Origin of the sequence: Caulobacter flavus (assembly GCF_003722335.1) — a bacterium.
In the GTDB taxonomy this organism is placed as follows: Bacteria; Pseudomonadota; Alphaproteobacteria; order Caulobacterales; family Caulobacteraceae; genus Caulobacter; species Caulobacter flavus.
In genome coordinates this window covers 2,715,148-2,738,918 of the sequence record NZ_CP026100.1, presented here as the reverse complement: position 1 = coordinate 2,738,918, position 23,771 = coordinate 2,715,148, and the positions used below count along the sequence as shown (strand labels likewise).

Below are 23,771 nucleotides of genomic sequence, written 5' to 3'. Positions count from 1 at the left end.
ACTCCGTTTGTAATGTTATTTCATATCAGCTATGCCGCCCCGGTGATGCTGTCAACCAACGCCGTTTCCGTCGCCCCGCCCCCGCCCGCCGCCGGCCGTATCGCCGCCATCGACGCCCTGCGGGGCCTGGTGATGCTGTTGATGATGGTCGACCACGTGCGGGAGTTCTTCTTCATCCATACCCAGGTCTCGGACCCGATGGACGTGGAGGCGACGACGCCCGCCCTGTTCTTCACCCGCCTGGCGGCGCACCTGTGCGCGCCGGTGTTCGTGGCCCTGACGGGCCTGGCCGCCTGGCTCTACGGCCGCAAGGCTGGCGGGAACGATCCCCGCGCCATCGCCAAGGCGGCGTCAGGCTTCCTGTTCAAGCGGGGCCTGTTCCTGGTGTTCCTGGAACTGACCTTCGTCAGCTTCGCCTGGAGCTTCGACCTGACTCCGAAGACCTATTACCTGCAGGTGATCTGGGCGATCGGCCTGTCGATGATCGCGCTTTCGGCCCTCGTCCACCTGCCGCGCGCGGCGCTGATCGCGGTCGGCCTCGTGATCGTGCTGGGCCACAACCTGCTGGACCCGATCGGCATAGCCCAGGGCCAGCCGGGCCATGCGATCTGGGCGATCCTGCATGACCGGGGCTTCATCGACCTGCCCTGGGGCGCGCGGGTCCGCACGTCCTACCCGCTGCTGCCCTGGATCGGCGTCGCGGCCCTGGGCTACGGCGTCGGTCCCTGGTTCGTCGCCGCCTGGCGCGATCGCCGCGACCGCCTGCTGCTGACGGGCGCCGTGGCCCTGGTCCTGCTCGTACTGCTGCGTAGCCTGAAAGGCTATGGCGACACGCCGTGGGTCGCCGGCTCCAGCCCGATCCGCACCGGCATGAGCTGGCTGAACGTCACCAAGTATCCGCCGTCGGCCGACTTCCTGCTGCTGACGCTCGGCCTCGGCGCGCTGCTCCTGGCGGCGCTGGAGAAGGCGCCGGCGCGGCTCGTCTCGACCCTGGCGGTGCTGGGCGCCGCGCCGCTGTTCTTCTACCTGATCCACCTCTACGGCCTGCACCTGCTGCAGCTTCTGGCCGTCGTGGCGCTGGGACCGAACCAGGGCGAGGTCTGGAGCGTGCCGGGCGTGGCCTGGATCTGGCTGCTGGCGGCGCTGGTCGCGGTTCCCTGCTGGTTCGCCTGCCGCTGGTTCGGCCCGGTCAAGCGGGCCAGCCGCCAGCCGTGGATGAAGTATCTCTGAGGTCGGTCCGATACTCGACAGAGCGCGCCGCCCCGGGTGAAATGGGTGTTCGGCGTCTCCCCCGCGCCGGCAGCATCACAGGACCCGATGTTCACCAGCGACGAGACGGCCCGGCTGGCGGCCCTGCACGAGTACGGCCTGGTCGACACCCCGCCCGAGGCGGCTTTCGACCGGATCACGGCCCTGGCCGCCGAGCTGTTCGACACGCCGATCGCAGCCGTCACCCTGATCGACGCCGACCGTCAGTGGATCAAGTCGGTCGTCGGGCTGGAACCAGGCGGCACGCCCCGCGAGGACGCCTTCTGCCACTACACCATCGAGTCCGACGAGGTGATGGAGGTGCTGGATCCGGAGGGCGACGACCGCTTTCGCGACAACCCCTTCGTCACCGACGATCCCAACATCCGCTTCTACGCCGGCGCGCCGCTGCGGCTGCAAAGCGGCCATCGGCTTGGGGCGTTGTGCGTCATCGACCAGCGGCCGCGCCCGCCGCTGACCGCCGAGGAGAAGCGCCGGCTGAAGGCCCTGGCCCAGATCGTCGTCACCGAGATGGACCTGCGGCTGCTGAACGCCCGCAACGAGCTGCTGACCCGCCGGGCCCAGGCCGCCACCGAGGCCAAGAGCGAGTTCCTGGCCAACATGACCCACGAGCTGCGTACGCCGCTGACCAGCGTGATCGGCTTCAACGGCCTGCTGGCCGCCTCGCCCAACCTGCCCGACCGCGAACGGATGCTGGCCACCAAGGCCAAGTCGGCCGGCGAGAAGCTGCTGACCATCGTCAACGACGTGCTGGACCTGGCGCGGCTGGAGGCCGGCGTCGTCGATCTGGACGACGAACCGATCGACGTGCCCGAGGCGGCGCGCTCGGCCGTCGAACTGTTCGCCGAGCGGGCCCTGGCCAAGGACGTCGCCCTCTCGGCCGAGATCGCCGGCGCCCTGCCGACGGTGCGCGGCGACGCCTCGCGTCTGCGCCAGATCCTGGTCAACCTGCTGGGCAACGCGCTCAAGTTCACCGAACTGGGCCAGGTGTCGCTGCGCATCGTCGCGCGCGACGGCGCGCTGGTGATGACGGTCACCGACACCGGCGTCGGCATTCCCGCCGACCAGCTGGAGCGGATCTTCGAGCGCTTCGAGCAGGCGCCCGGCGCGGCCAGCCGCTTCGGCGGTACTGGCCTTGGCCTGGCGATCTCCCGCCGGCTGGCCCGGCAGATGGGTGGCGAGATCACCGTAAGGAGCCAGGTCGGCGAAGGCTCGGTGTTTACCGTGACCCTGCCCGGAACCTGACCCAAGCGGTCAGCACAACTTTACATAGAACGAAAACCTGCTCCATGCTCCTGAGGGGGGGCACTGGCGATGGCCGGCTGCTCGATTGTCCAGGGAGAGCGGCCGTGCTGGCGAACGGAACCCAGATCGCGATCAGCGCAACGGAAACGAAGTCCATCGAAGACTTGCGAGTCGGTGACACGATCTGGGCGGCGGGACTTGGCCGGGACTGGAAAACCGCCACCGTCCAGTTTTCCAACGGGACGGGACCCGACTCGGCGTTCCAGGCCGTGCAGTGCATAATCGACGGCGGCCGCGAACTGATCTGCGTTCGACGTCAGAAGCTTCTCACCACGAGGGGGCTGCTGAGCACGGAAAATATCTTGCCCGGCGACAGGCTTATCCAGGCCGACGGCCAGACCGTCCAGATCGTCGCCTTGGCCATGGGGACGTCCACTCGGGGAGAACACGCCGTCGCAACCTCGATCAGGCCGACTTCGGATCCAGAGGGACACCTGATCGTCGCGCAAGGCGTCATCGTCGCTGACTACATGCTCAACATCGGCTCTTGGTCGGCGCACCATGAGGCGCCGGTCGCCTAGGAGATCGCCTCATCCCAGGGCCTGGAACCTGTTCGCTGCGCAGGAAGGATCGCTACGGCGCCCCCACCTTGCCCCGCAGGTGTTCGGCCAGGCGGATCGACAGGGTGACGATCGTGAAGGTCGGGTTGGAGATCCCGGTCGAGGCGAACACCGACGAGCCGGCGATATAGAGGTTGTCGAGGCCGTGCACCTTGAGGTCGGCGTCGACCACGCCCTCCTGCGGGTCGGCCGACATGCGGGTGGTGCCGATGTGATGGCCGTTGACGGTCAGCCCCTGCTTCACGCTGGGCCAGGACTGGCAGTAGACGTCGCCGCCCAGCGCCTCGACCGCGGCTTTGAACAGCTGGGTGGTCTGGGTGTAGGTGGCCTCGTCGCGGTCGCTGAGCAGCCAGGTGATGTGGGTCTGGCGCTGGCCGAACACCGGATCGACCGTGTCGGCCAGGGTGATCCGGCTGTCGGGATTGGGCGCCATCTCGAAATAGTACTGGCCGTAGTTGGACCAGAACCAGCAGCTGCCGATGCCCAGGCGCTTCTGCTCCTCGGCGGAGGGCGAGAAACGGCCCGAGACCCGCACGCCGTTCTCGTCCTGCCAGGTGACCGGCCGGTTGCCCACCAGGGTCTTGCCGCCCATCAGCCGGGTCTGGGCGTCGGTGAGGTAGGCGCCGCCGACGCTGATGACCTGGCCGGTCGACAGCGGGTGGCACATGAAATAGCGGCCGACCTGGTCGTGGTCGTTGCCCACGTCCGACAGCAGCAACTGGCGGGCGTTCTCGACCGCGCCGCAGGCCAGGACGACGTAGTCGGCCTTGATGGTGAACTCCGTCGCCTTCTTCGGCGGGCTGGCCCCGTCCATGCTGGCGACACGCAGGCCGCACACGCGCCCCTGCTCGTGGTCGATCTGCAGCAGGGTGGCGTTGACGATGACGTCGGCGGCGCTGTCGGCGATCGTCACGCCGTCGAAGGTGCGCTGGGCGAACTTCAGGTAGTTGGGGCCCAGGTACTGGTAGATCGTGGTGTCGAAGCCCGTAAGCTCGGGCACCTCGGCGCCCAGGATCTCGGCCCAGGTCTCGGGGCGGAAGTCGTCGCCGTGCAGCACGCACAGCTCGGCGGCCTGGGCGTAGTAGGGATCCAGCTCCTCGCGCGTGATCGGCCAGCCGGGGAAACCGGGACGCTTCTCGAAGTCGATCGGGTCCAGCGGCCGCGACTGCCCGCCCCAGTGGGCAGAGGTGCCGCCGAACATCCGCTCGCGCTCCCACGGACCGCCGGCCCTGTTGTAGGGCCGGATCAGGAAGTCGGGTTCGGCCTCGGCGAACTGGCCGTCGGCCACGCCGTCGTAGAGCAGGCTCTTGGCCGGCCAGGTGGGATCGAGCGCGCTGCCGGGGCTGTCGGGCCCGCCTTCGATCAGCGTGACCTTCACCCCCGCCTTCTGCAGCTCCCAGGCCGCGGTGATGCCGGCCGGGCCGGACCCGACGATGCAGACCTGCGTCTCGATCACCGCGCCGTCGGCGATGTCCTTGCCGTTCCTGATCATGAGAGCCTCCCCAATCGCTCTCATGCAGATTGCGCCACTAGACGCCCGAAGGTTGTATCAAATCACACACCCGGATGGGTGGATCGGGTTTCTAGCCCTGGATCGCCTTGAGCACGCCGGTGACGCGACCGCAGTTGCGGCCCAGATCGCCGCCCTCGTCGCGGGCGACCGAACGGACGTCGACGCGGGCGCCGCCGGCGTCGGGACGGACGCGCACGACGAGGTCGTCGCGCAGGCCGTACCAGAAGCTGGCGCCGGTCGCTTCAAGGCGGCCGTCCATCGGATCGTCGGCGACCAGCTTGAGGCCCTTGGCCTGGACGGCGGCCTTGGCGGCCTCGTAGGCGTCGGCCGGCGAGCGGGTCAGCACCAGGGTGCGGGCGGCGGGACAGGTCTCGGCGTTGACCTCGGCCACGCGGCGGCCGGCGAACAGTTCGGAGCCGACGGGCAGGCTGGGCTCGTCGAGCACCGGCGCGGCCGCCTCGCCGCGCGCGGCCATGACGCTGTCGGAGAAGCCCAGCGGCGCCTTCCAGTCGGTGGCGACGTCGCCCACCGGGGCGGCGCGGGCGCTGACGCCGGTGGCCAGGAAGAAGAGGCCCAGCGTGGCGACGGTGACGGCCAGGGCCAGCAGCGCCCGGCGCCAATGACGCTGGATGCCGCCGATCATGGCCACGATGACGCCCAGGCCGCCGGTCAGCAGGCTGAGCCAGGCGACGGCGGGCGCCAGGTCGCGGGTCAGCAGGTCGTAGGCCACCGCCTTGTCGAGCAGGCCCGACTTCGCGCCAAGCGCGCCGACGACGACCAGCACGGCCGGCAGCGCGGCGATCGCCACGGCTCCGGTCAGGATCGGCGCGGCCCAGCCGCCCTTCTCGCCCGACGGGGTCTTGGCGGCCTTGGCCTTGCGTGGCTTGGCGCCGCTGAGCGGCATGGCCAGCGGCGCCTCCTCGGCGACGAACACCGGCGGAGCGTCGAAGGCGTCCTCCGGCGTCGCCGACAGCGGCTTGGCCCGCGGCTCGACCAGGGGCTCGTGCGGGAAGACGTCCTCCGGCGAAACCGGTTCGGCCGGCGCGGCCTGGGCCAGGGCGGCCGGCTCCGGATCGGGCAGCGTCGCGGCCAGGGCCTCGACGCTCAGCGGCGCGGGATCGGGCTCCGGCGCGGCGGCCAGGGCGGCGGCCACCTCGGGCTCGTGGACGGGCTCGACGGGCGCTTCGGCTTGCGGCGCGTCTTCCTCGACCAGGTCCTGAGGCGCTTCCAGGGGCTCGGGCGCATACAGCACCTCGGCCTGGGCGCCGTCGGCGGCGGCCAGGGTGGCCGAGCCGGTCGCGGCCGAACCGATGGTCGGCAGCACGTAGTCCTTCATCCGCTGGCGGATCAGCTTCTTGTCGATCTTGCCGGTGGCGCCCAGCGGGATCTCGTCGACGAACACCACGTCGTCGGGCATCCACCACTTGGCGATCTTGCCCTGCAGGAAGTCGAGGAACTCCTCCTTCGTGGCGGTCTCGCCTTCCTTCAGCTTGACCAGCAGGATCGGGCGCTCGTCCCACTTGGGGTGCGCCACGCCGATGACCGCGGCCAGGGCGGCCTTGGGATGGCCGACGGCGATGTTCTCGATCTCGATCGTGCTGATCCACTCGCCGCCGGACTTCACGACGTCCTTGGCGCGGTCGGTGATCTGCATGAAGCCCATCTCGTCGATGGTCGCCACGTCGCCGGTGTCGAAGAAGCCCTCCTCGTCGAGGATCTTGCCGCCGGCGCCCCGGAAGTACTCGGCGGCGATGATCGGGCCGCGGATCTTCAGGTGGCCGAAGGCCTTGCCATCGTGCGGCAGCGGCTTGCCGTCGTCGTCGGTCAGCTTCAGTTCGACGCCCATCGGCGGGCGGCCCTGCTTGAGGCGGTAGGGGATCTGCTCGTCGTAGGACAGCTTCTCCAGCCGATCGGTCATGGTCGACAGCGTGCCGACCGGCGAGGTCTCGGTCATGCCCCAGGCGTGGACCACCTCGACGCCGTACTTGTCGTGGAAGGCGCGGATGATGCTTTCCGGGCAGGCCGCGCCGCCGATCACCACCTTCTTCAGCGTGGTGATCTTCGAGCCCGTGCTCTCCAGGTGCTGCAGCAGCATCTGCCAGACGGTGGGCACGGCGGCCGAGAAGGTGACGCCTTCGGTCTCGAGCAGTTCGTGGATCGAGGCGCCGTCCATCTTCGCGCCTGGCATGACGATCTTGGCCCCGGTGGCCGGCGCCGAGAACGCCACGCCCCAGGCGTTGGCGTGGAACATCGGCACCACCGGCAGGATCACGTCGCGCTGCGACAGGCCCATCACGTCGGGCTGCATGGTGATGAAGGTGTGCAGGAAGTTCGAGCGGTGCGAGTACATCACCCCCTTGGGGTCGCCCGTCGTGCCCGAGGTGTAGCAGAGACCCGCGGCCGTACCCTCGTCGAACCCGCCCCAGACGCAGTCGGCCGACTGCTCGGCGACCAGGTCCTCGTAGCAGAGCAGGCCCTTGAAGTGCGGCGCCTCGCCCGCGAGCCTGAAGTCTTGCGGCATGTGCTCGCGGTCGGTGAAGACCACCACGTGCTCGACGTTGGGCAGGCGGGGAATGATCCCCGCGATGATCGGCAGGAAGGTCAGGTCGGTGAAGATCACGCGGTCGCCGCCGTGGTCGGCGATCCAGGCGATCTGCTCGGGGAACAGGCGCGGGTTGAGGGTGTGGCAGACCGCCCCGATGCCCATGATCCCGTACCAGGTCTCGATGTGACGGGCGGTGTTCCAGGCCAGGGTGCCGACCCGGTCGCCCGGCTTGATCCCAAGCGCCAGCAGCAGGTTGGAGACGCGCTTGGCGCGGCTGTGGATCTCGGCGTAGGTCGTGCGGACGACGGGCCCCTCGACCGACCGGGTGACCACCTCGCGGCCGCCGTGCCACTGGGCGGCGTGATCGATGATCTTGTCGAGCGTCAGAGCGCCATGCTGCATCAAACCTTGCATCGAAACCGCTCTCCCGCGTCCTGCTTATCGTTGTTCAGGAGAGGCTAGCGGCGCCCGACCGGCGGCGCAACGCATGGCGCGCCCGAGGCGAGCGAAGGTTTGGCGGCCGACTTTGCGCGCATCTGCACGGAGGCGTAGAGTACTGGACCTTCTACACGGCCGCGCTGATCGGCCGCATGCCCCGTTCACTCCCAGAACGTCGTTTTGCGGTTAGCTTCAGCGCTGCCTGGTTCGCACCAGGTGCGGGACGGGGTGCACGGCCTTGAACTGGCTCGATGCTCTAGGCGCCGACGAACGGCTGGACGAGGTGGCGAACGACACGCGTCGCCTGACGGTCGCGCGCCTGGTCTCCGCCGCTCTGGTGGCCATGGTCGTCGGGATCGCTCTGGGTCCAGCCATGGCCGCCGGCTGGTTCGCCGCCCTGGCGACGGGCGAGGCCCTGGCCTCGCTGGTCATCCGCCGCTTCACGGGGTCCACGACCGACCGCCTGCGGGCGCTGTTCGTGCTGGCCTCGATTCCGATCAACGTGGTGTGGTCGTGGCTGGCGGTGGCGCTTTGGATGTTCCCGCACCAGGACCTGCGCCTGGCGGCCCTCGGGGTATGCGCGGGCCAGATCATCTTCACCCAGAACTTCCGCCACCAGCCGATCAGCCTTCTGGCGATCACCACCGCCCCGCCGCTGCTGTGCCTGGTCGCCTTCCCGTTCCTGCCGAACGATCCGCACGGCCCCGGCCACCTGACCAACCGCTGGGCGATCCTGATGCTGGTGGCGACCACCATCAACGCCATGCTGCTCAACCGCGCCGCCGCCCGCAAGATGGACGAGCTGACGCGCGGCCTGCGGCAGGAGAAGGAGCGGGCCCTGGCCGCCTCGCGCGTGAAGTCGGTGTTCGTGGCGACCATGAGCCACGAGATGCGCACGCCGATGAACGGCCTGCTGGGCTTGGCCCACGCCCTGAAGGGCACCGATCTCGACGAGCGCCAGCGCGACTACGTGGAGCTGATGATCCATTCGGGCGACAGCCTGATGCAGTTGCTCAACGACGTGCTCGACATCGCCCGCCTCGACGCCGGCGACGCCGAGCTGACGCCGTGCGACTTCGACCTGCACGACCTGGTGCACGCCGTGGCCGACACCTGGCGCGACATGGCCATGGTGCGCGGCCTGTCGGTGGACGTGCGCATCGACCCGTCCGCGCCCGAGCGGCTGCACGCCGACCCCGCGCGGATCCGGCAGGTGCTGGGCGGCCTGCTGTCGAACGCGCTGAAGTTCACCCGCGTGGGCGGGGTGACCATCGAGGTCTCGGGCCAGGGCGCCGCGCCCGACGGCCTGGAGACCGTGGCCGTGCGCATCGCCGACACCGGCCCGGGAATCGACCCGGCCTACGCCGAGCGGATCTTCGAGAGCTTCACCCAGGCCGACGAGAGCGTGTCGCGGGCCTATGGCGGCATGGGCCTTGGCCTGACCATCGCCCGCGCCCTGGCTCGGCGCATGGGCGGCGACCTCAGCCTGGAGCCCGCCCAGCGCGGGGCGCGCTTCCTGTTCCTGATCCGCGCGCGCCGGCCCGAAGCCCCGCCCCTGCCCGCCCCCGCGCCCGAAGCCGTCGAGGACGAAGGCGCGGTTCCGCGCGTGCTGATGGCCGAGGACAACCCGATGAACCAGATGGTCGTGCGGCTGATGCTGGAAGCCGCCGGCGTCGACCTGACGGTGGTGGAGGACGGCCGACAGGCGCTGGACGCGCTGAAGGCCTCGCATTTCGACTGCGTGCTGATGGACATCAACATGCCGGTGATGGACGGCGTGACGGCCCTTTCCGAGATCCGCTCGGGCGCGGCCGGCGCGGCCAACACCCCGGTGATCGCCCTGACCGCCTCGGCCATGGCCGGCGACCGCGAGCGCTTCCTGAAGCTGGGCTTCGACGAGCACCTGGGCAAGCCGGTCAAGCCGCTGGACCTGATCTCGGCCATCGCCATGGCCGTGGACCGTACGCCCCCGCCGGCGGCGGCGGTGGGGTAGGACGCGGTAGGAACCTCCCCCTGTGGGGGACTGTTGCGAAATTGGCTGGCTGTGATTCCTTGGCGTTGAAGCGGGAGGATTGCGATGTCGGTGAAGGCGACGGGCCAGCTTGGATTTGGAGAGATCGGCGCTGGTCGCCGGGCGGGCAGCGCGGCGTTGGATCGAGTGTCGGCGCTGGTGGACTGGTCGGGCTTCGAGAAGGCCCTGGCGGGTCTTCGCGAGGATGGCCCGGGACGTCCGGGCTACCGGCCGCTGCTGCTGTTCAAGGCGCTCCTGCTGCAGGCCTGGTACGGGTTATCGGACGCTGAGCTGGAGTTCCGGCTGGGCGACAGCCTTTCGTTCAGCCGGTTTGTGGGGCTGAGCCTGGAGGACGCGGTTCCCGATCACACGACGCTGTGCCGGTTTCGTAACCGGTTGGTGAGCCAGCGATTGCTCGAGCGGCTGTTCGACGAGCTGGATCGCCAGTTGGAAGGCGCGGGCCTGGTGCTCAAGCAGGGCGCGATGCTGGACGCCACCTTGATCGAGGCGGCCACGCCACGTCCCCGGGGCGGTCCCGATGCCCTGGCGAAGGCCAGGGACCCCGACGCGGCCTTCGCCAAGCACAAGGGCAAGTCTGGCTCGACCTACGGCTACAAGGCCCACGTGAATGTCGATCAGGGCTCGGGCTTGGTGCGGGCGGTGATCACCACCCCCGCAAACGTCAACGACACCGTCCCGGCCGACGCCCTGATCCGGGGCGACGAGGCGGCCGTCTACGCCGACAAGGCCTATGACACCCACGCTCGCCGCGATCGGCTCAAGCAGGCCGGCGTGAAGCCCAGACTGATGCGCCGCCCCAACCGCTATCATCCCCTGAGCGATCGCCAGAAGCGCCTTAACGACCTGATCGCCCGTCGTCGCGCCGCCGTGGAAACCACTTTCGCCACCTGGAAGCGCCGCATGGGTCTGACGCGGGTTCGCTATCTGGGGATGGCCAAGGCCGCCGGCCAAGTGCTGCTCACCGCCATGGCCTTCAACCTGCGCCGCGCCGCCATCCTGACGGCCTGATCACGCCACCCGTCCGTCCCGATCGACCTGAGACCTCCAAAAGGAGGCCTCAGAACGACCACTCCGCGTCCCCAGCACTCCTACAGAGGCGTATTGCAGCGGTCCCCCAGAGGGGGGAGGTGATCGCGCAGCGATCGGTGGGGGGGAGGAATTGCGAAGCTGGCCAGTGGTTCGGAAGCTGAAAACTTCCCCCCACCGGCCTACGGCCGCCTCCCCCACAGGGGGAGGTTCCTAATCCGTCACCCCATCTGCTCAGCCAGGGCCCTGGCCTCGTCCTCGAAGGCGCTGACGGTGTCGACACGGCGCCAGTCGATGTCGCCCGTCTCGCGGACCAGCTGGCTTTCCAGCACGGCGACGTCGGCGTCGGAGGCGTCGTTGACGCGGGCGGCGACCCGGGCGCGCAGGACGTCGGCGGGCGCTTCAAGCCAGACGCCCTGGAACGCGACGTCGAGCTTCTTGGCGAGCGCTTCGGCGCGGGCGCGCTGCTCGGGCTTGATGAACACGGCGTCGACCACGACCGAACGACCGGCCTTGAGCACCAGTTCGGCGTCGCGGAACAGCTCGTCATAGACCTTGTCGCTGACTTCGGAGGTATAGGCCTCCTTGGGCAGCCGCTGCAGCGATGGCACGTTCCACAGGCGCTTGCGGATCTCGTCGGTGCGCAGCACCACCGCGCCGGGCGCGGCGCCCAGGCCCGGCGCGCAGACGCGGGCGAAGGTCGACTTGCCCGAGCCCGACAGGCCGCCCGTGGCCACCAGACTGACCGGCTTGGGAGCCAGGTGCTCGATGGCCGTGGCCAGATAGGCGCGCGCGGCCTCGTCGTCGCCGGTATAGGCCCAGACGTGGGTGCGCACGGCGGCGCGGACGCTGAGCATCAGCGGCAGGGCGGCCAGGCCTGTCCACAGCCCCTCGCCGAAGGTGCGAGCCGCCTCGTCGAGATAGGCGTTCAGCACCCGCCCGGCGGCGTCGCGGCGGCGGCGGAAGTCCAGGTCCATCAGCAGGAACGCCAGGTCGTACTGGACGTCGATGTCCGACAGGGCGTCGTTGAACTCGATGCAGTCGAAGAGGATCGGCTTGCCCTCCTCGATCAGGATGTTCCCCAGGTGCAGGTCGCCGTGGCAGTGGCGGGCGAAGCCCTGGCCGGCGCGGGCGTCGAGCTGGGGCCCCAGGCGCTTGAGGGCCAGGTCCGTCTCCTCGATCAGCCGCTCGACGGCCTGGGCGCCCAGGCGCGGGGCGAGGCCCCGCAGCAGGTTGGCGTTGGAGGCGATGGTGTAGCCCAGGGCCGACACGCCGCCGCCCTGCGGGCGCAGCGCGGCGCCGGCGTGGAACTGGGCGATGGTGCGGCCCAGCGACTCCTCCAGCGCGTCGTCGATGGCCCAGGGCTGCGAGGCCAGCACGGATTCGCCGTCGAACCGGCGCATCTCCAGCAGGTACTCGACAACCTCGCCGGCCCCGTCGATCTCGATCCCGCCGTCGGCGGTCCGGGTCAGCTGGCGCACGGCGCGATAGATGTCGGGCGCGGCGGCGCGGTTGAACGACAGCTCGCGCTGCAGCGACCAGCGGCGCAGCTCCAGCGTCGAATAGTCGAGGAAACCGAAGTCGACCGGGCGCTTCACCTTGAAGGCGGACTCGCCCACCAGGAACACCCGCGCGCATGAGGTCTCGATCGTCTGGTCGGCCTTGGCTCCCAGCCAGGCCGCCACTTCCTGCTCGCGCGCCGCTTCCGCGTCCTTGATCACGCCGTCCAACCTTCGTCTTCGGCCGCCCTATCGGCGGCGCCGGGGCGTCCCATAGCGCAAAGTTCGGCACAAGTCCTCGCGGACGCTTGCGCGATCTACTTACGCGATAGTAGCGTTTGGTCATCACAGTCTGATGTTGAGGAATCCCATGCTGATCGGCGCCGGACTGAAGCGGTCCGAGCACAAGAAGGCGGAGATCCTGGCCGCGGCTCGCGACATCTTCCTCAAGGAAGGCTACGCGGACGCCGGAATGGAGGCGGTGGCTCGCGCGGCGGGCGTCTCGACCGCCACCCTCTACGCCTACTTCCCCAGCAAGGCCGAGCTGTTCCGCACCGTGGTCGTCGACAGCGTACGGACGATGGCCGAGCCCGTGCGCGAAAGCACCAAGGCGATCGGCGACGCCCGCGCGCGCCTCACCGCGCTGTCCCGGGCCTATGCCGAGTTCTTCGCCACGCCGGCCACCCGGGCGATGTTCCGGATGGTCACTGCCGAGCGCCGGCGGTTCGAGGGGGTGGCCGACCACTTCCTGGGAGCGGCGCGCGAGTCCCTGGGCGGGGCGGCGATCCAGGTGGTCAAGGACCTGAACGCCTCGGGGGAACTGAAGGTCGACAAACCCTCGTGGGCGGCCGGCCAGCTGATGGGCATGCTGGACCACGCCACCCTGGTGCTGGGCCTGTCGGCCGGCGACGACGTGCAGCCCGACCGGCCGGTGAACCAGATCGCCGAGGACGCCGTCGAGACGTTCCTGGCCCGCTACGGAACGCGCTGAGAACGCTCGAAAATTAAGGGCGAGCGTTGCCACCACGCAACTTATGCACGAATCGGAAGGTGATAATCTACCAGCGCCAATCCTGGCTCTTCCCCGCAGGACGCCCATGCGCCGCCCAGTCATGACCGCTCTGCTCGCCGTCGCCGCGAGCGCCTCGACCGTAACGGCCTTCGCCGGCCCGGACGCCGGCCTCTTCGCCCAGCGCGAGACGGGCCGTCCCGACGTCCGCTACACGGCCGCCATCGACCAGGCCTACGACCAGCTTTCGGCCGGGCGCGAGCGCGAGGCGCTGAAGGCTCTGCGCGCCGCCGACGGCCTGCCGCTGCACGAGGCCGCCAACTACGCCCTGCTGCCGCAGATCGCCTGGCTGCAGGCGCGGACCGGCGACGCCAAGGGCGCGGGCGAGACCGTGAGGCTGGCCCGCCTGGCCGTGGCGCTTGAAGCCGGCGCGGCGCGCTGCGGCGATCACGGACTGGAGGCCAAGGGCTTCGACGCCAAGCTCCGCGAGACGGCGACCGCCCGCTACTGCAACGCCTTCGGCGAGCCCCGGCCCGACGACCTCTACCGCCGCAAGCTGGCGGCCGTGGAGGCGGGACTGCGGTAGGCTGGCGGCCCCAGACCTACGGGAACAGCCGCTTCGTCGTCCAGGCCCCGTCGACGCGTTCATAGACCAGGCGTTCGTGCAGGCGGAACGGGCGATCGCGCCAGAACTCGATGACCTGCGGGACGATGCGGAAGCCCGACCAGTGCGGCGGGCGCGGCACCTTGCCGATCAGGCCGTACTTCAGGCCCGCCTCGGCCACGCGGCGCTCCAGCGCCAGGCGGTCGGGCAGCGGCCGCGACTGGTCGCTGGCCCAGGCGCCCAGCTGGCTGTGGCGCGCGCGGCTGGCGAAATAGGCGTCGGCCTCGGCCGCGCTGACCGGCTCGACCACGCCGCGCACCCGCACCTGGCGGCGCAGCGACTTCCAGTGGAACAGCAGGGCCGCCTTGGGATTGGCGGCCAGCTCCCGGCCCTTGGCGCTTTCGAGGTTGGTGTAGAAGACGAAGCCGCGGCTATCGACGTCCTTGAGCAGCACCATCCGCGAATCCGGCATGCCGCTTTCGTCGACCGTCGAGACCGTCATGGCGTTGGGATCGTTGGGTTCGGACTTACCAGCCTCGGCCAGCCACTCGCCGAACAGGTGGATCGGGTCGCCCTCGGGCAGCAGCGGCGGCGGCGTGGCGGAAGCCACCTGGGCGACGTAGTCGTCTTCGCTCGGCGAGGCGGGGATCAGCGGGGCGTCGGTCATGGGCTGGATATAGGCCCGCGCGCGGCCGGGGGCCATGCTTGACCGTCACTTACGCGCCCTTCAGATATCAGCGTATGACTCTCGCGACCCGCGCCCGCTTCGCCTGGCTTCCGCTGCTGTTGTGGGTGGGCGCCTGCGCCTACTGGACAATCGACAAGCTGCGCGCCCATGCGCCTGAGGGTCCCTTCGAATGGGCGATCAGCGGCGTGATCTACGGAGCATTGTTCATCGTCGGCTGCATCGGCGCCGCGCGCCACGCCCTGGGGTGGGCCCGGCGCGCGCGGACGGAGGGCCCCGACACCGACGTGCCCATGACCTGGCACAGGCGCAGCGGCACATGGGCGGTGATCGCCATCTTCGGCGGCATGGCGTTGATGTTCGGCATCTTCGCGCTGATCGCCGCACTGATCCGCTGAAGAAGTTAACTTAACGCCCCGTTGACCAAGTCGGCGCAGGGTCGCGGCATGACCGCCGCCTCGGCCCCCTCCCTGTCCCTTTCCGCCGCCCGCGCGATCCTGGGCGTCGCGCCCGGCGCTGACGAGCGCGAGTTGCGCGCGGCCTATCGCGAGGCCGCCAAGCGCGCCCACCCCGACCGTCCCGGCGGCGACGCGGCCCTGTTCCGCGACGTGCTGACCGCCTATCGCATGCTGCAGGGCGTCGACGCGCCCGCCGGCCTGGGCTTCCCCCCGGCCACCGTCCAGACCCCGGCCATGCCGAGCCAGGCCGTGCTGGACATCGAGCCGGCCTTCGCCTTCCTGGGCGGCGCGCTGGAAGCCGAGGTCGCCGGTCGTCGCCTGCGCCTGACCCTGCCCGCCGGCCTGCGCCACGGCGACACCGTCCGGGTCGGCGAAACCCTTTTGATCGTCCGCATCAAGGCCGACTCGATCGCCATGGTGCGCGGCCACGACCTGTGGCTGACCGTACGCCTGGACGCCAAGGTTCTGGCCGAAGGCGGCCGGGTCGAGCTGGACACCGTCATCGGTCCGCGCACCGTGTGGATCTCGACCAAGGCCGCCGAGCGGGGCCTCGTGCGTCTGAACGGCCAGGGCCTGCCGGCCCGCGCCGCGCACTCGGCCGGCGACCTATTCCTGCGCCTGGAACGCACCGGCGCCGTGCACGAAAGCGCCGCCCGCTCGCAGCTGAAGCGCTTCGCGGCCGCCTGGGCGGCCTGATACCTCAGGACGGGTCGGCGAAGCCCTTGGCGCGCAGCGTAAGCTTTCCCGCCCGGGGATCGTGCTCGAACACCAGTCCGCCATCGGCCCGCGACTGCTCGGGGATGTAGTCCAGCGTCGCCTCCGCCGTCTCGGGCTCGCCCTGCCCGCTCAGCACGCCCTCGATGGCGACCTGGGCGGCGGGAGAGCCGCCGTGGTTGATCGCCTCGATCTGCGCGACGAAACCGTGCGGCGTGGGCGTCACCTCCACCAGCCGCACCTCGACCGCCGGCGGCGATCGCACGCCGAAGACGGCGTCCCAGCCGACGAAGCCGATGGCGACCAGCGCGCAGACCAGGCCGACGGCCGCCGAGATCCACTCCAGCAGCGGAACCTCGTCCCTGGGCGGCGGCGCGGGACTGGACGCCTTGCGCCTGGCGGCGGGCTTGGCGGCCGCGCGTGTCTTGGTCGTCGTCGCCATCAGACCACCAGCCGCGCGGTGGCCGCGCCCAGGGCGGCGGGAAAGGCCAGGACGATGGTCATGGTGGCGATCTCGTGCGGGGCGACGCCGTTGGTGCGCCCGAAGGTCCAGAGCAGATAGAGGCTGACCACCAGCGCCACGCCGTAGCCGGGCGCGGTGAAGGCGACGAAGGTGCGCAGCGGGCCGCCCGCCTCGCGCCGCCGGCTCTCGCCCGGAAAGCCCAGGCGATAGACGAAGACGTGCAGCAGCAACACCGACAGCGCCATCAGCAGCAGCGTCTGCGGCGGCGCCATCTGGTAGGCGATCAGGATCATCTCCTCGGTGGGCGCGACGTTGAAGGCCAGGAACAGCGCGCCCACGGCCATCAGGAAGATCTCGCCCAAGGTTCCGGCCCGCTCCCTCTCGCGGGCGCTCGGCGCGCCTTCCCCGAGCTGCTTGCCGGCGACGAGCGCGCCGATGGCGCCCGGCACGGCGCAGAGGGCGACCTTGCCCAGGTCCGCCCGGAGAGACAGGCCATGCGCGCCCAGGACTCCGAACACCGCCAGCAGCGCCGCCGACAGCAGGAAACCCACGCCGAAGGCGGCCAGGGCGTCGAGCACCTCGTCCTTGAGGCGGAAGGTCGGCTCGAAGCCGGCGTAGTAGGACAGGCCCAGCAGCATGGGCAGCGACAGCAGAAGGAAGACCAGCAGTCGCATCCGCTCGACCGCCATGCCCAGCGACCACATCTCCATGGTCATCAGCAGCGGGAACGAGAACAGCAGGGCTCCGCCGAACGCGCGGGCCAGGGCCCGACCATAGGCGGCGTTGGCGTGCAAGACGGCTCCTCCCGTGATCGCGCCGGCCTTCATCGCCCGTGCAACGGTTCGGCTTGGAGCGCGGTTCCCGTCAGTTGCAGGCGAGCAGGCAGTCCTGTGGCCAGCCCCTTCGCCCAAGCCCCCAACGCGGCGTCCTGCAGCGTCGCGGTCAGCTTCACCTAGCGCAGCTCGACCGTCTTGCCCTCGGCGACGACACGCTCGATGCGCATCTCGGTCACGCCGTCCTTGCGTGGATAGCCTTCCAGGGTGACCGGCTTGCCCGAGGCCAGCATCTCGCGCGTCAGGCCGCGCGCCTCCATGCGGGCGACGGGCGCCAGGACGACGTCCCAGACCTTGCCGGCATGACGCACCTTGGCCGCGCCGTCGGGATTGCCCCAGGTGACGTCGCTGACCGGCGCGGTGATCCGGATAACCTCGTCGGCGTCGTAGGCGCCCCATCCTTGGTCGGCGAGGGCGGCGGCGGGAACGACGAGCACGACGGCGGCCGCCGAAAGCGGCATGAGCCTCAGCATGGTCTCACCTCTTCAAGGCCCCGACCGCAGGAGTGGGACACGAAGCGGCGAGCGGAGCAAGCGCCCCGCCGGTCACTCCAGCGTCATTCCCGGGGTCCAGCCGCTGGCGGCGAGGAAGGCGTGGGCGTCGGAGACGGCGAGGATGTCGCGCAGGGCGGCCTGCTTGTCGCTGGCCTTGGCGTAGTAGGCCTTGGCGATGCGGTAGCCGGCCCAGTAGCCGAGGTCGGCGGGCTTTTCGGGCGTGGAGTTGTAGAACCAGGCCGACAGGTCGGTCTTGTCGACGTCGGCGGCGAAGGCGGTCTCGATCTCGCGCTCGCGGCCCTTGGTCAACGGTCCGAAATAGACGTAGGCCGGGCGGCCGATCAGCAGTTCGGTGACGAACTCGGCCCCGCCCTCCACCAGGGCCGCCTCCAGCACGGTGGGCTTTTTCTTCTCGGTCAGCAGCGGGTTCTGCTGAGCGTGGGCGTACTCGTGGAGCAGCACGCCGACGAAGCGGCCTTCGGCGTCGGGATCGATGAAGTCGGCGGCGCACAGCGCCTCCAGCCCGACCTGGACGCCGGTGACCGGACTGCCGATGGCGATTGGCTTGCCGCGGCCCACCGCGACGGTCACCGAAGGCACGCGCGCCTGCGGATAGAGCGTCCTGAACCGGGCCAGGGCCGTATCGACCCGCCCCTTCACCTTGGGCAGGGTCGAGGCGCAGGCGCGGGCCTTCTGGTAGATCTCGGGCCTGGTCGCGACGGCTTCGGCCAGACGGGCGACGGTCGTACGACGGGCCTCGAAGAAGACGCGCTGGCCCGGCGAGCCGGCGTCGATGTAGCGGGCCTGCAGCTGCTCGGCGCTGGGCCGGCCGCCGGTCTCGTCGTAGAGGCGGTAGAAGAGATCGACGTCGGCGGTGTCGAGCGCGGCCTTCGTCTCCTGCGTCCAGCCGGGACTCGCCAGAGCTATGGTCGCCGCCAGACCGGCCGTCAGAATCCAGGTTCGCACACGCCCTCCCCGTTCTTTTTCGAGCCGCGAACCTCGCCTCGTCCGCGCCTCGAAATCAAGCACCGAAGCCCGCCCCGAAAGACGCCGGAAAAAATCCGACGTCGTGCCTCTTGAAGTTATATCGCGCACGATTAAATCGTTCTCACCAATTCAATCGCAGGAGCGAACCCGATGAGCACTCTCTACCAAACCCGCGCCACGGCCACCGGCGGCCGCGAAGGCGGCGTCCGCAGCAATGACGGCCTGCTGGACGTGCGCCTGGCCATGCCCAAGGCCCTCGGCGGCAAGGAAGACGGCACCAATCCCGAGCAACTGTTCGCGGCCGGCTACGCCGCCTGCTTCCAGAGCGCCATGGCCTTCGTGGCCCGCCAGCAGAAGATCCCGCTGACCGGCTCGACCGTCACCGGCGTCGTCGGCCTGGCCGCGCAGGAAGTCGGCTTCAAGCTCGAGGTGGCGCTGGAGGTCGAAACCCAGGGCCTTTCGCAGGAACAGGCCGAAGCCCTGGTTGCCACGGCGCACCAGGTCTGCCCCTATTCCAACGCCACCCGCGGCAACATCGATGTCGCCCTCAACGTAAAGGCTGCATGACCTCGGACGCCGACAAAGCCCTGGACAAAGCGGTCGAGGTCTTGCGCCTCGACCGCCAGCTCTGCTTCGCCCTCTACAGCGCGGCCAACCGGGTCACGCGCCTGTACCGGCCGCTGCTGGACGCGTTGGGCCTGACCTATCCGCAGTACCTGGCCATGCTGGTGCTGTGGGAGCACAGCCCGCGCACCGTCGGCGAGATGGGTCAGGCGCTGGACCTCGAATCCAGCACCCTGACCCCGCTACTGAAGCGGCTGGAGGGCGCTGGCCTGATCGTCCGAAGCCGCGACCCCGACGACGAGCGGCGGGTGATCATCTCGCTGACCGACGCCGGCGACGCGATGCGGGAGCAGGCCCTCGAGGTGGCCGAGCGGTTCTTCTGCAAGCTGGATACGCCGCTGCCCGAACTGGTGGACCTTCGCGAGCGGCTGAAGCGGCTGGCGGTGTAGAACGCGCGGCGGTCTCCGCCGCGACGGACGATCCGCGCTGAAGCGAAAGGACCCGAGGTCGGCTTGAAGAGGTGCGGCCACACCCCTTACAGCACGACCGTTAGAGTGAACTGAAAGGACGACGACATGGCTTTGCTCGATGACCTCAAGGCTGACCAGCTGGCGGCGCGCAAGCTGAGCGACCGCCTGAAGGCCGACGTGCTCACCACCCTGATCGGCGAGGCCACGCAGATCACGACCGAGGAATTCAAGCGCGGCGTGACGGAAGTCACCGACGAGAAGGTCGCCGCCACCATCGCGAAGTTCGTGAAGAACACCAAGCTGACTCTGGAGAACCTCGCGACCGAACGCGCCCGCCTGGTCGCGGCCGGCGGCGATGCGTCGAAGGTGGACGAGCGGATCAAGGCGGCTGAAACCGAACTGGCGATCCTGTCCTCGTATGGCCCCAAGCAGATGACGGAATCGGAGCTGCGCGAGGCCATCGACGACTTCAAGGCCAAGAACCCCGGCGCCAATGTCGGCATGATCATGGCCCACCTGAAGACCAACTTCGGCGGCCAGTACGACGGCAAGGCGGCGAGCGCCCTGGCCAAGGGCTAAGCGGAGCCCTCTCCCCTTCCCGCCATCCGGCGAGAACGGCGGGAGCCAGGCAACAAGCATGGAGGAGAGGCGCGCGCGGCCCCTCCTCCATGACCTCTCCCCATGGCGCGGACGCCCGCGACCGGCTAAACCCGCGCCATGCTGCGTCTTTCCGAACTGAAGCTGCCCCTGGACCATCCGCCGGAGGCCATGGCTCCGGCCATCTGCGCGCGCCTGGGGATCGCCCCGGCCGACCTGCTCCAGGTCAAGCTGTGGCGGCGCGCCCACGACGCCCGCAAGAAGTCCGCGATCCTGATGATCTACACGGTGGATGTCGCCCTGCGCGACGAGGCCGCCGTGCTGGAGCGCTTCAAGGGCGACCACCAGGTGCGCCCGACGCCCGACACCGACTATCGCTTCACCGCCCGCGCACCGGAAGGCTTCGACGGCCCGCGTCCGGTGGTGATTGGCGCTGGTCCCTGCGGCCTGTTCGCGGGCCTCGTCCTGGCCCAGATGGGCTTCAAGCCGATCATCCTCGACCGCGGCAAGGTGGTGCGCGAGCGCACCAAGGACACCTGGGCCCTGTGGCGCAAGAGCGAGCTGAACCCGGAGTCGAACGTCCAGTTCGGCGAAGGGGGCGCCGGCACCTTCTCGGACGGCAAGCTCTACAGCCAGATCAAGGATCCGCGCTTCCTGGGCCGCAAGGTGCTGGAGGAGTTCGTCGCCGCCGGCGCGCCCGAGGAAATCCTGACCGAGGCCCACCCGCACATCGGCACCTTCCGCCTGGTGCATATGGTCGAGCAGATGCGGGCGCTGATCGAGAGCCTGGGCGGCGAGTACCGCTGGCAGCACCGGGTGACCGACTTCGAGATCGAGACCGGTCCGGACGGCGCCCGCAAGCTCAAGGGCCTGCACCTGTCGACCGGCGAGTTCCTGGAGACCGAGCACGTGGTGCTGGCCGTCGGCCACTCCTCGCGCGACACCTTCCAGACCCTGTACGACCGCGGCGTCCACATCGAGGCCAAGCCGTTCTCGATCGGGGTGCGCATCGAGCATCCGCAGTCGTGGATGGACAAGGCGAGGTTCGGCGCCTGCGCCGGCCATCCGGACCTCGGCGCGGCCGACTACAGCCTGTCGCACCACTGCTCCAACGGCCGCACGGTCTACAGCTTCTGCATGTGCCCAGGCGGCACGGTGGTGGCGGCGACCTCGGAGCCGAACCGCGTCGTGACCAACGGCATGAGCCAGTATTCGCGCAACGAACGCAACGCCAACTCCGGCTTCGTGGTGGCCATCGACCCCGAGCGCGACTATCCGGGCCACCCGCTGGCCGGCATCGAGTTCCAGCGCAAGTGGGAGTCTCTGGCCTTCACCGCCGGCGGCGGCGACTACAAGGCCCCGGCCCAGAAGGTCGGCGACTTCCTGGCCGGCCGTCCGTCCGAGGCCCTGGGCGAGGTCCAGCCCTCCTACAAGCCAGGCATCCACATGACCGACCTGGCCGAATGCCTGCCGCCGTTCGTGCTGGAGGCCATGCGCGAGGCCCTGCCCGTCTTCGGCCGCCAGATCGCCGGCTACGACCATCCCGACGTGCTGATGACGGGGGTGGAGACCCGCACCTCCTCGCCGATCCGCATCACGCGCGGCAAGGACCTGCAGAGCCTCAACACCGCCGGCCTGTTCCCGGCCGGCGAAGGCGCGGGCTATGCGGGCGGCATCCTGTCGGCGGGGGTGGATGGCATCAAGATCGCCGAGGCGGTGGCGGCGGCCTATGTGGCGAAGGGCTGGGCGGAGGCAGTCTGAGCCGTCGCGCTTAGCCTCCTGTAACAACGAAACACAATTTCCTTTCCAGTCTCCGCAGTCAAATATCAGTGCTTGCGAGCAACACCCGCTAAGCGGGAAATTTTCTTCGCGCCCGCAAGTCGCGACTAAAGATGAGTAGATCAGCGGGTATCGGAGCTTAACCTTGTTGCGCTATTCTGAAGTCTAGTCGGCGCTTCGGGGACTTCGATCTATGGCTCAGGCATCGAACCGCGAGGCTTTGCTCGTGGACGCCAGCACCTTCTTCGAGGTCTCGCTCGACCTGCTGGTCATCCGCGACCTCGAGGGCATGGTGCTGAAGGCCAGCCGCTCGTGGCAGACCAAGCTCGGCCACAGCCCCGAGGACATGGAGGGCAGGCCGCTGCTGCGGCTGGTCCATCCCGACGACCTTCCCGACACCCACGACAGCGTCGTCGAGGTCGAGAACCGCAAGGACGGCGACCCGGTCCGAGGGTTCATCAACCGCTATCGCCACGCCGACGGGCACTACCGGACGCTGGAGTGGCGGGCCCAGCGGGCCGGCGACAAGATCTATGGCGTGGCCCGCGATGTCACCGACCGCGTCGCCGCCGAACGCCAGCTGATCGAGGCCAAGGCGGCGGCCGAGGCGGCCAACCGCGCCAAGTCCGATTTCCTGGCCAATATCAGCCACGAGATCCGCACGCCGCTGAACGGCGTGATCGGCATCATCGATGCCCTGTCGCGCACCGCGCTCAGCCCCGAGCAGGCCGAGATGGTCGGGCTGGTGCGCGATTCCGGCGCGACGCTGGAGCGGCTGGTGTCGGACTTCCTGGACGTCTCCAAGATCGAGGCCGGTCAGCTGCAGCTGGAGAGCCGCTCGTTCAACCTCGACCAGGCGCTGCGCCCCGGTGTCGAGCTGATGCGCCGGCGCGCCGAGGCCAAGGGACTGACCTTCACCGTCGAGCGCCCGCCGGTGACGGGCGGACGCCACCTGGGCGACGGTACCCGCCTGAGCCAGGTGATCAGCAACCTGCTGTCGAACGCCATCAAGTTCACGGACCAGGGCGGGATCGTCCTGCGCGTCGCCTCGACCGAGGCCGACGGCCGCACGCACCTGACCTTCGAGATCGAGGACACTGGCATCGGCTTTGACGAAGAGCAGGCCGCGACGCTGTTCACCCGCTTCGGCCAGGCCGACGAGTCGATCAGCCGGCGCTTCGGCGGCAGCGGACTGGGACTGGCGATCTGCCGGTCGCTGGTCGAGATGATGGGCGGCGAGATCTCGGCGACCTCGCAGCCCGGCGTCGGCAGCCGCTTCGTGTTCTCGATCAGCCTTCCCCGCCTGCAGGAGGCCGTCGAGGTCGGCGCAGTTCCCCCGCCGGCGCCCGAGCCGATCGCCCCGCCCGACCAGCCCCTTCGCGTGCTGCTGGTCGAGGATCACCCGACCAACCAGCGCGTGGCTCAGCTGATCCTGGCGACGCAGGGCGCGCATGTGGTGACGGCCGAGGACGGGCTGCAGGCCATCGCCGCCTTCGCCGACGGCGGCTTCGACGTCGTGCTGATGGACATGCAGATGCCCAGGATGGACGGCCTGACCGCCACCCGCGCCATCCGCGCCCTGGAGGCCGAACGCGGCGCGACCCGTACGCCGATCGTCATGCTCAGCGCCAACGCCCTGATGAAGCACCGCAACGAGGCCCTGGACGCCGGCGCCGACCTGCACGTGGCCAAGCCGATCACCGCCGCCAACCTGTTGGCCGGTATCCAGGCGGCGGTGGCTTGAGCCAAGCAAAAGGCCCGGACGATTGCTCGTCCGGGCCTTCGCCTCTTCAGCTTGTAAGGCCGATCAGGCCGCTTCGGCCTGCTTCGCCGACTCTTCTTTGCTGGAACCCGGCCGATCAGGCCGCTTCGGCCTGTTCGGCCGACTCTTTTTTGCTGGAACCCGGCCGATCAGGCCGCTTCGGCC

General features: G+C 69.6%; 22 protein-coding genes. 14 read left to right on the top strand and 8 right to left on the bottom strand.

The features are described from left to right. Positions 1-12: 12 nt before the first annotated feature. The 3 genes from C1707_RS12585 (at position 13) to C1707_RS12575 (ending at position 3,095) form a co-directional block, all read left to right on the top strand. Complete coding sequence (locus C1707_RS12585; RefSeq protein ID WP_240633931.1) at positions 13-1,230, top strand: acetyltransferase domain-containing protein; 1,218 nt, start codon at positions 13-15, stop codon at positions 1,228-1,230. 87 nt (positions 1,231-1,317) lie between these two features. Further along, on the top strand, positions 1,318-2,514 hold the full coding sequence (locus C1707_RS12580) for a GAF domain-containing sensor histidine kinase (protein WP_101715222.1): 1,197 nt from the start codon (positions 1,318-1,320) through the stop codon (positions 2,512-2,514). Positions 2,515-2,618: 104 nt separating this feature from the next. Then, positions 2,619-3,095: a hypothetical protein gene (locus C1707_RS12575; protein WP_101715223.1), complete on the top strand. Its 477-nt coding sequence runs from the start codon at positions 2,619-2,621 to the stop codon at positions 3,093-3,095. Positions 3,096-3,147: 52 nt separating this feature from the next. Here the strand turns inward: C1707_RS12575 and C1707_RS12570 are convergent, their stop codons facing one another. Next, on the bottom strand, positions 3,148-4,626 hold the full coding sequence (locus C1707_RS12570; protein WP_164467340.1) for an FAD-dependent oxidoreductase: 1,479 nt from the start codon (positions 4,624-4,626) through the stop codon (positions 3,148-3,150). 91 nt (positions 4,627-4,717) lie between these two features. Continuing rightward, entirely contained in the window at positions 4,718-7,606 is a 2,889-nt protein-coding gene (locus C1707_RS12565; RefSeq protein WP_101715225.1) for a long-chain-fatty-acid--CoA ligase, read from the bottom strand. Between the two features lie 262 nt (positions 7,607-7,868). Between C1707_RS12565 and C1707_RS12560 the strand changes: the two genes are divergently transcribed. After that, positions 7,869-9,623, top strand: a complete 1,755-nt coding sequence (locus C1707_RS12560) for a response regulator (protein ID WP_240633930.1) — start codon at positions 7,869-7,871, stop codon at positions 9,621-9,623. 84 nt (positions 9,624-9,707) lie between these two features. Continuing rightward, positions 9,708-10,670 (top strand): IS5 family transposase, encoded by a 963-nt coding sequence (locus C1707_RS12555; RefSeq protein ID WP_123170698.1) that lies wholly within the window; start codon positions 9,708-9,710, stop codon positions 10,668-10,670. 239 nt (positions 10,671-10,909) lie between these two features. On the opposite strand, the gene C1707_RS12550 is transcribed toward C1707_RS12555, so the two are convergent. Beyond that, positions 10,910-12,409 carry a bifunctional aminoglycoside phosphotransferase/ATP-binding protein gene (locus tag C1707_RS12550; protein WP_101712684.1) on the bottom strand — a complete coding sequence of 500 codons (1,500 nt, stop codon included), beginning with the start codon at positions 12,407-12,409 and terminating at the stop codon, positions 10,910-10,912. Positions 12,410-12,557: 148 nt separating this feature from the next. On the opposite strand from C1707_RS12550, the gene C1707_RS12545 reads away from it, so the two are divergent. After that, on the top strand, positions 12,558-13,178 hold the full coding sequence (locus C1707_RS12545) for a TetR/AcrR family transcriptional regulator (protein ID WP_101712661.1): 621 nt from the start codon (positions 12,558-12,560) through the stop codon (positions 13,176-13,178). Positions 13,179-13,299: 121 nt separating this feature from the next. Beyond that, positions 13,300-13,782: a hypothetical protein gene (locus C1707_RS12540; protein WP_101712660.1), complete on the top strand. Its 483-nt coding sequence runs from the start codon at positions 13,300-13,302 to the stop codon at positions 13,780-13,782. 16 nt (positions 13,783-13,798) lie between these two features. On the opposite strand, the gene pdxH is transcribed toward C1707_RS12540, so the two are convergent. Next, the gene (gene pdxH, locus C1707_RS12535) at positions 13,799-14,467 is read right to left on the bottom strand and encodes a pyridoxamine 5'-phosphate oxidase (protein WP_101712683.1); all 669 of its coding nucleotides are present in this window, start codon (positions 14,465-14,467) and stop codon (positions 13,799-13,801) included. Positions 14,468-14,541: 74 nt separating this feature from the next. Between pdxH and C1707_RS12530 the strand changes: the two genes are divergently transcribed. After that, the gene (locus C1707_RS12530; RefSeq protein ID WP_123170748.1) at positions 14,542-14,883 is read left to right on the top strand and encodes a hypothetical protein; all 342 of its coding nucleotides are present in this window, start codon (positions 14,542-14,544) and stop codon (positions 14,881-14,883) included. 48 nt (positions 14,884-14,931) lie between these two features. Next, the gene (locus tag C1707_RS12525) at positions 14,932-15,639 is read left to right on the top strand and encodes a DnaJ C-terminal domain-containing protein (protein ID WP_101712682.1); all 708 of its coding nucleotides are present in this window, start codon (positions 14,932-14,934) and stop codon (positions 15,637-15,639) included. A 4-nt stretch (positions 15,640-15,643) separates the two neighbouring features. On the opposite strand, the gene C1707_RS12520 is transcribed toward C1707_RS12525, so the two are convergent. The 4 genes from C1707_RS12520 to C1707_RS26985 form a co-directional block, all read right to left on the bottom strand. Next, positions 15,644-16,099: a hypothetical protein gene (locus C1707_RS12520; RefSeq protein ID WP_101712658.1), complete on the bottom strand. Its 456-nt coding sequence runs from the start codon at positions 16,097-16,099 to the stop codon at positions 15,644-15,646. Further along, on the bottom strand, positions 16,099-16,914 hold the full coding sequence (locus tag C1707_RS12515) for a TIGR02587 family membrane protein (protein ID WP_240633929.1): 816 nt from the start codon (positions 16,912-16,914) through the stop codon (positions 16,099-16,101). The genes C1707_RS12520 and C1707_RS12515 overlap by 1 nt, the downstream gene beginning before the upstream one ends. Positions 16,915-17,072: 158 nt before the next feature. Continuing rightward, positions 17,073-17,426, bottom strand: coding sequence for a DUF6152 family protein (locus tag C1707_RS12510; protein ID WP_101712656.1), 354 nt, complete (start codon positions 17,424-17,426; stop codon positions 17,073-17,075). Between the two features lie 72 nt (positions 17,427-17,498). Next, on the bottom strand, positions 17,499-18,413 hold the full coding sequence (locus C1707_RS26985; protein WP_101712655.1) for a DUF2268 domain-containing putative Zn-dependent protease: 915 nt from the start codon (positions 18,411-18,413) through the stop codon (positions 17,499-17,501). Between the two features lie 171 nt (positions 18,414-18,584). On the opposite strand from C1707_RS26985, the gene C1707_RS12500 reads away from it, so the two are divergent. The 5 genes from C1707_RS12500 (at position 18,585) to C1707_RS12480 (ending at position 23,588) form a co-directional block, all read left to right on the top strand. After that, complete coding sequence (locus tag C1707_RS12500) at positions 18,585-19,001, top strand: organic hydroperoxide resistance protein (RefSeq protein WP_101712654.1); 417 nt, start codon at positions 18,585-18,587, stop codon at positions 18,999-19,001. Beyond that, positions 18,998-19,447, top strand: a complete 450-nt coding sequence (locus C1707_RS12495; protein WP_101712653.1) for a MarR family winged helix-turn-helix transcriptional regulator — start codon at positions 18,998-19,000, stop codon at positions 19,445-19,447. Before C1707_RS12500 ends, C1707_RS12495 begins: the two co-directional genes overlap by 4 nt. A 126-nt stretch (positions 19,448-19,573) precedes the next feature. Continuing rightward, complete coding sequence (locus tag C1707_RS12490; protein ID WP_101712652.1) at positions 19,574-20,047, top strand: GatB/YqeY domain-containing protein; 474 nt, start codon at positions 19,574-19,576, stop codon at positions 20,045-20,047. Positions 20,048-20,185: 138 nt separating this feature from the next. Next, on the top strand, positions 20,186-21,826 hold the full coding sequence (locus tag C1707_RS12485) for an NAD(P)/FAD-dependent oxidoreductase (protein WP_101712651.1): 1,641 nt from the start codon (positions 20,186-20,188) through the stop codon (positions 21,824-21,826). A gap of 244 nt (positions 21,827-22,070) precedes the next feature. Then, entirely contained in the window at positions 22,071-23,588 is a 1,518-nt protein-coding gene (locus C1707_RS12480; RefSeq protein ID WP_240633928.1) for an ATP-binding protein, read from the top strand. The last annotated feature ends 183 nt before the right edge of the window (positions 23,589-23,771 follow it).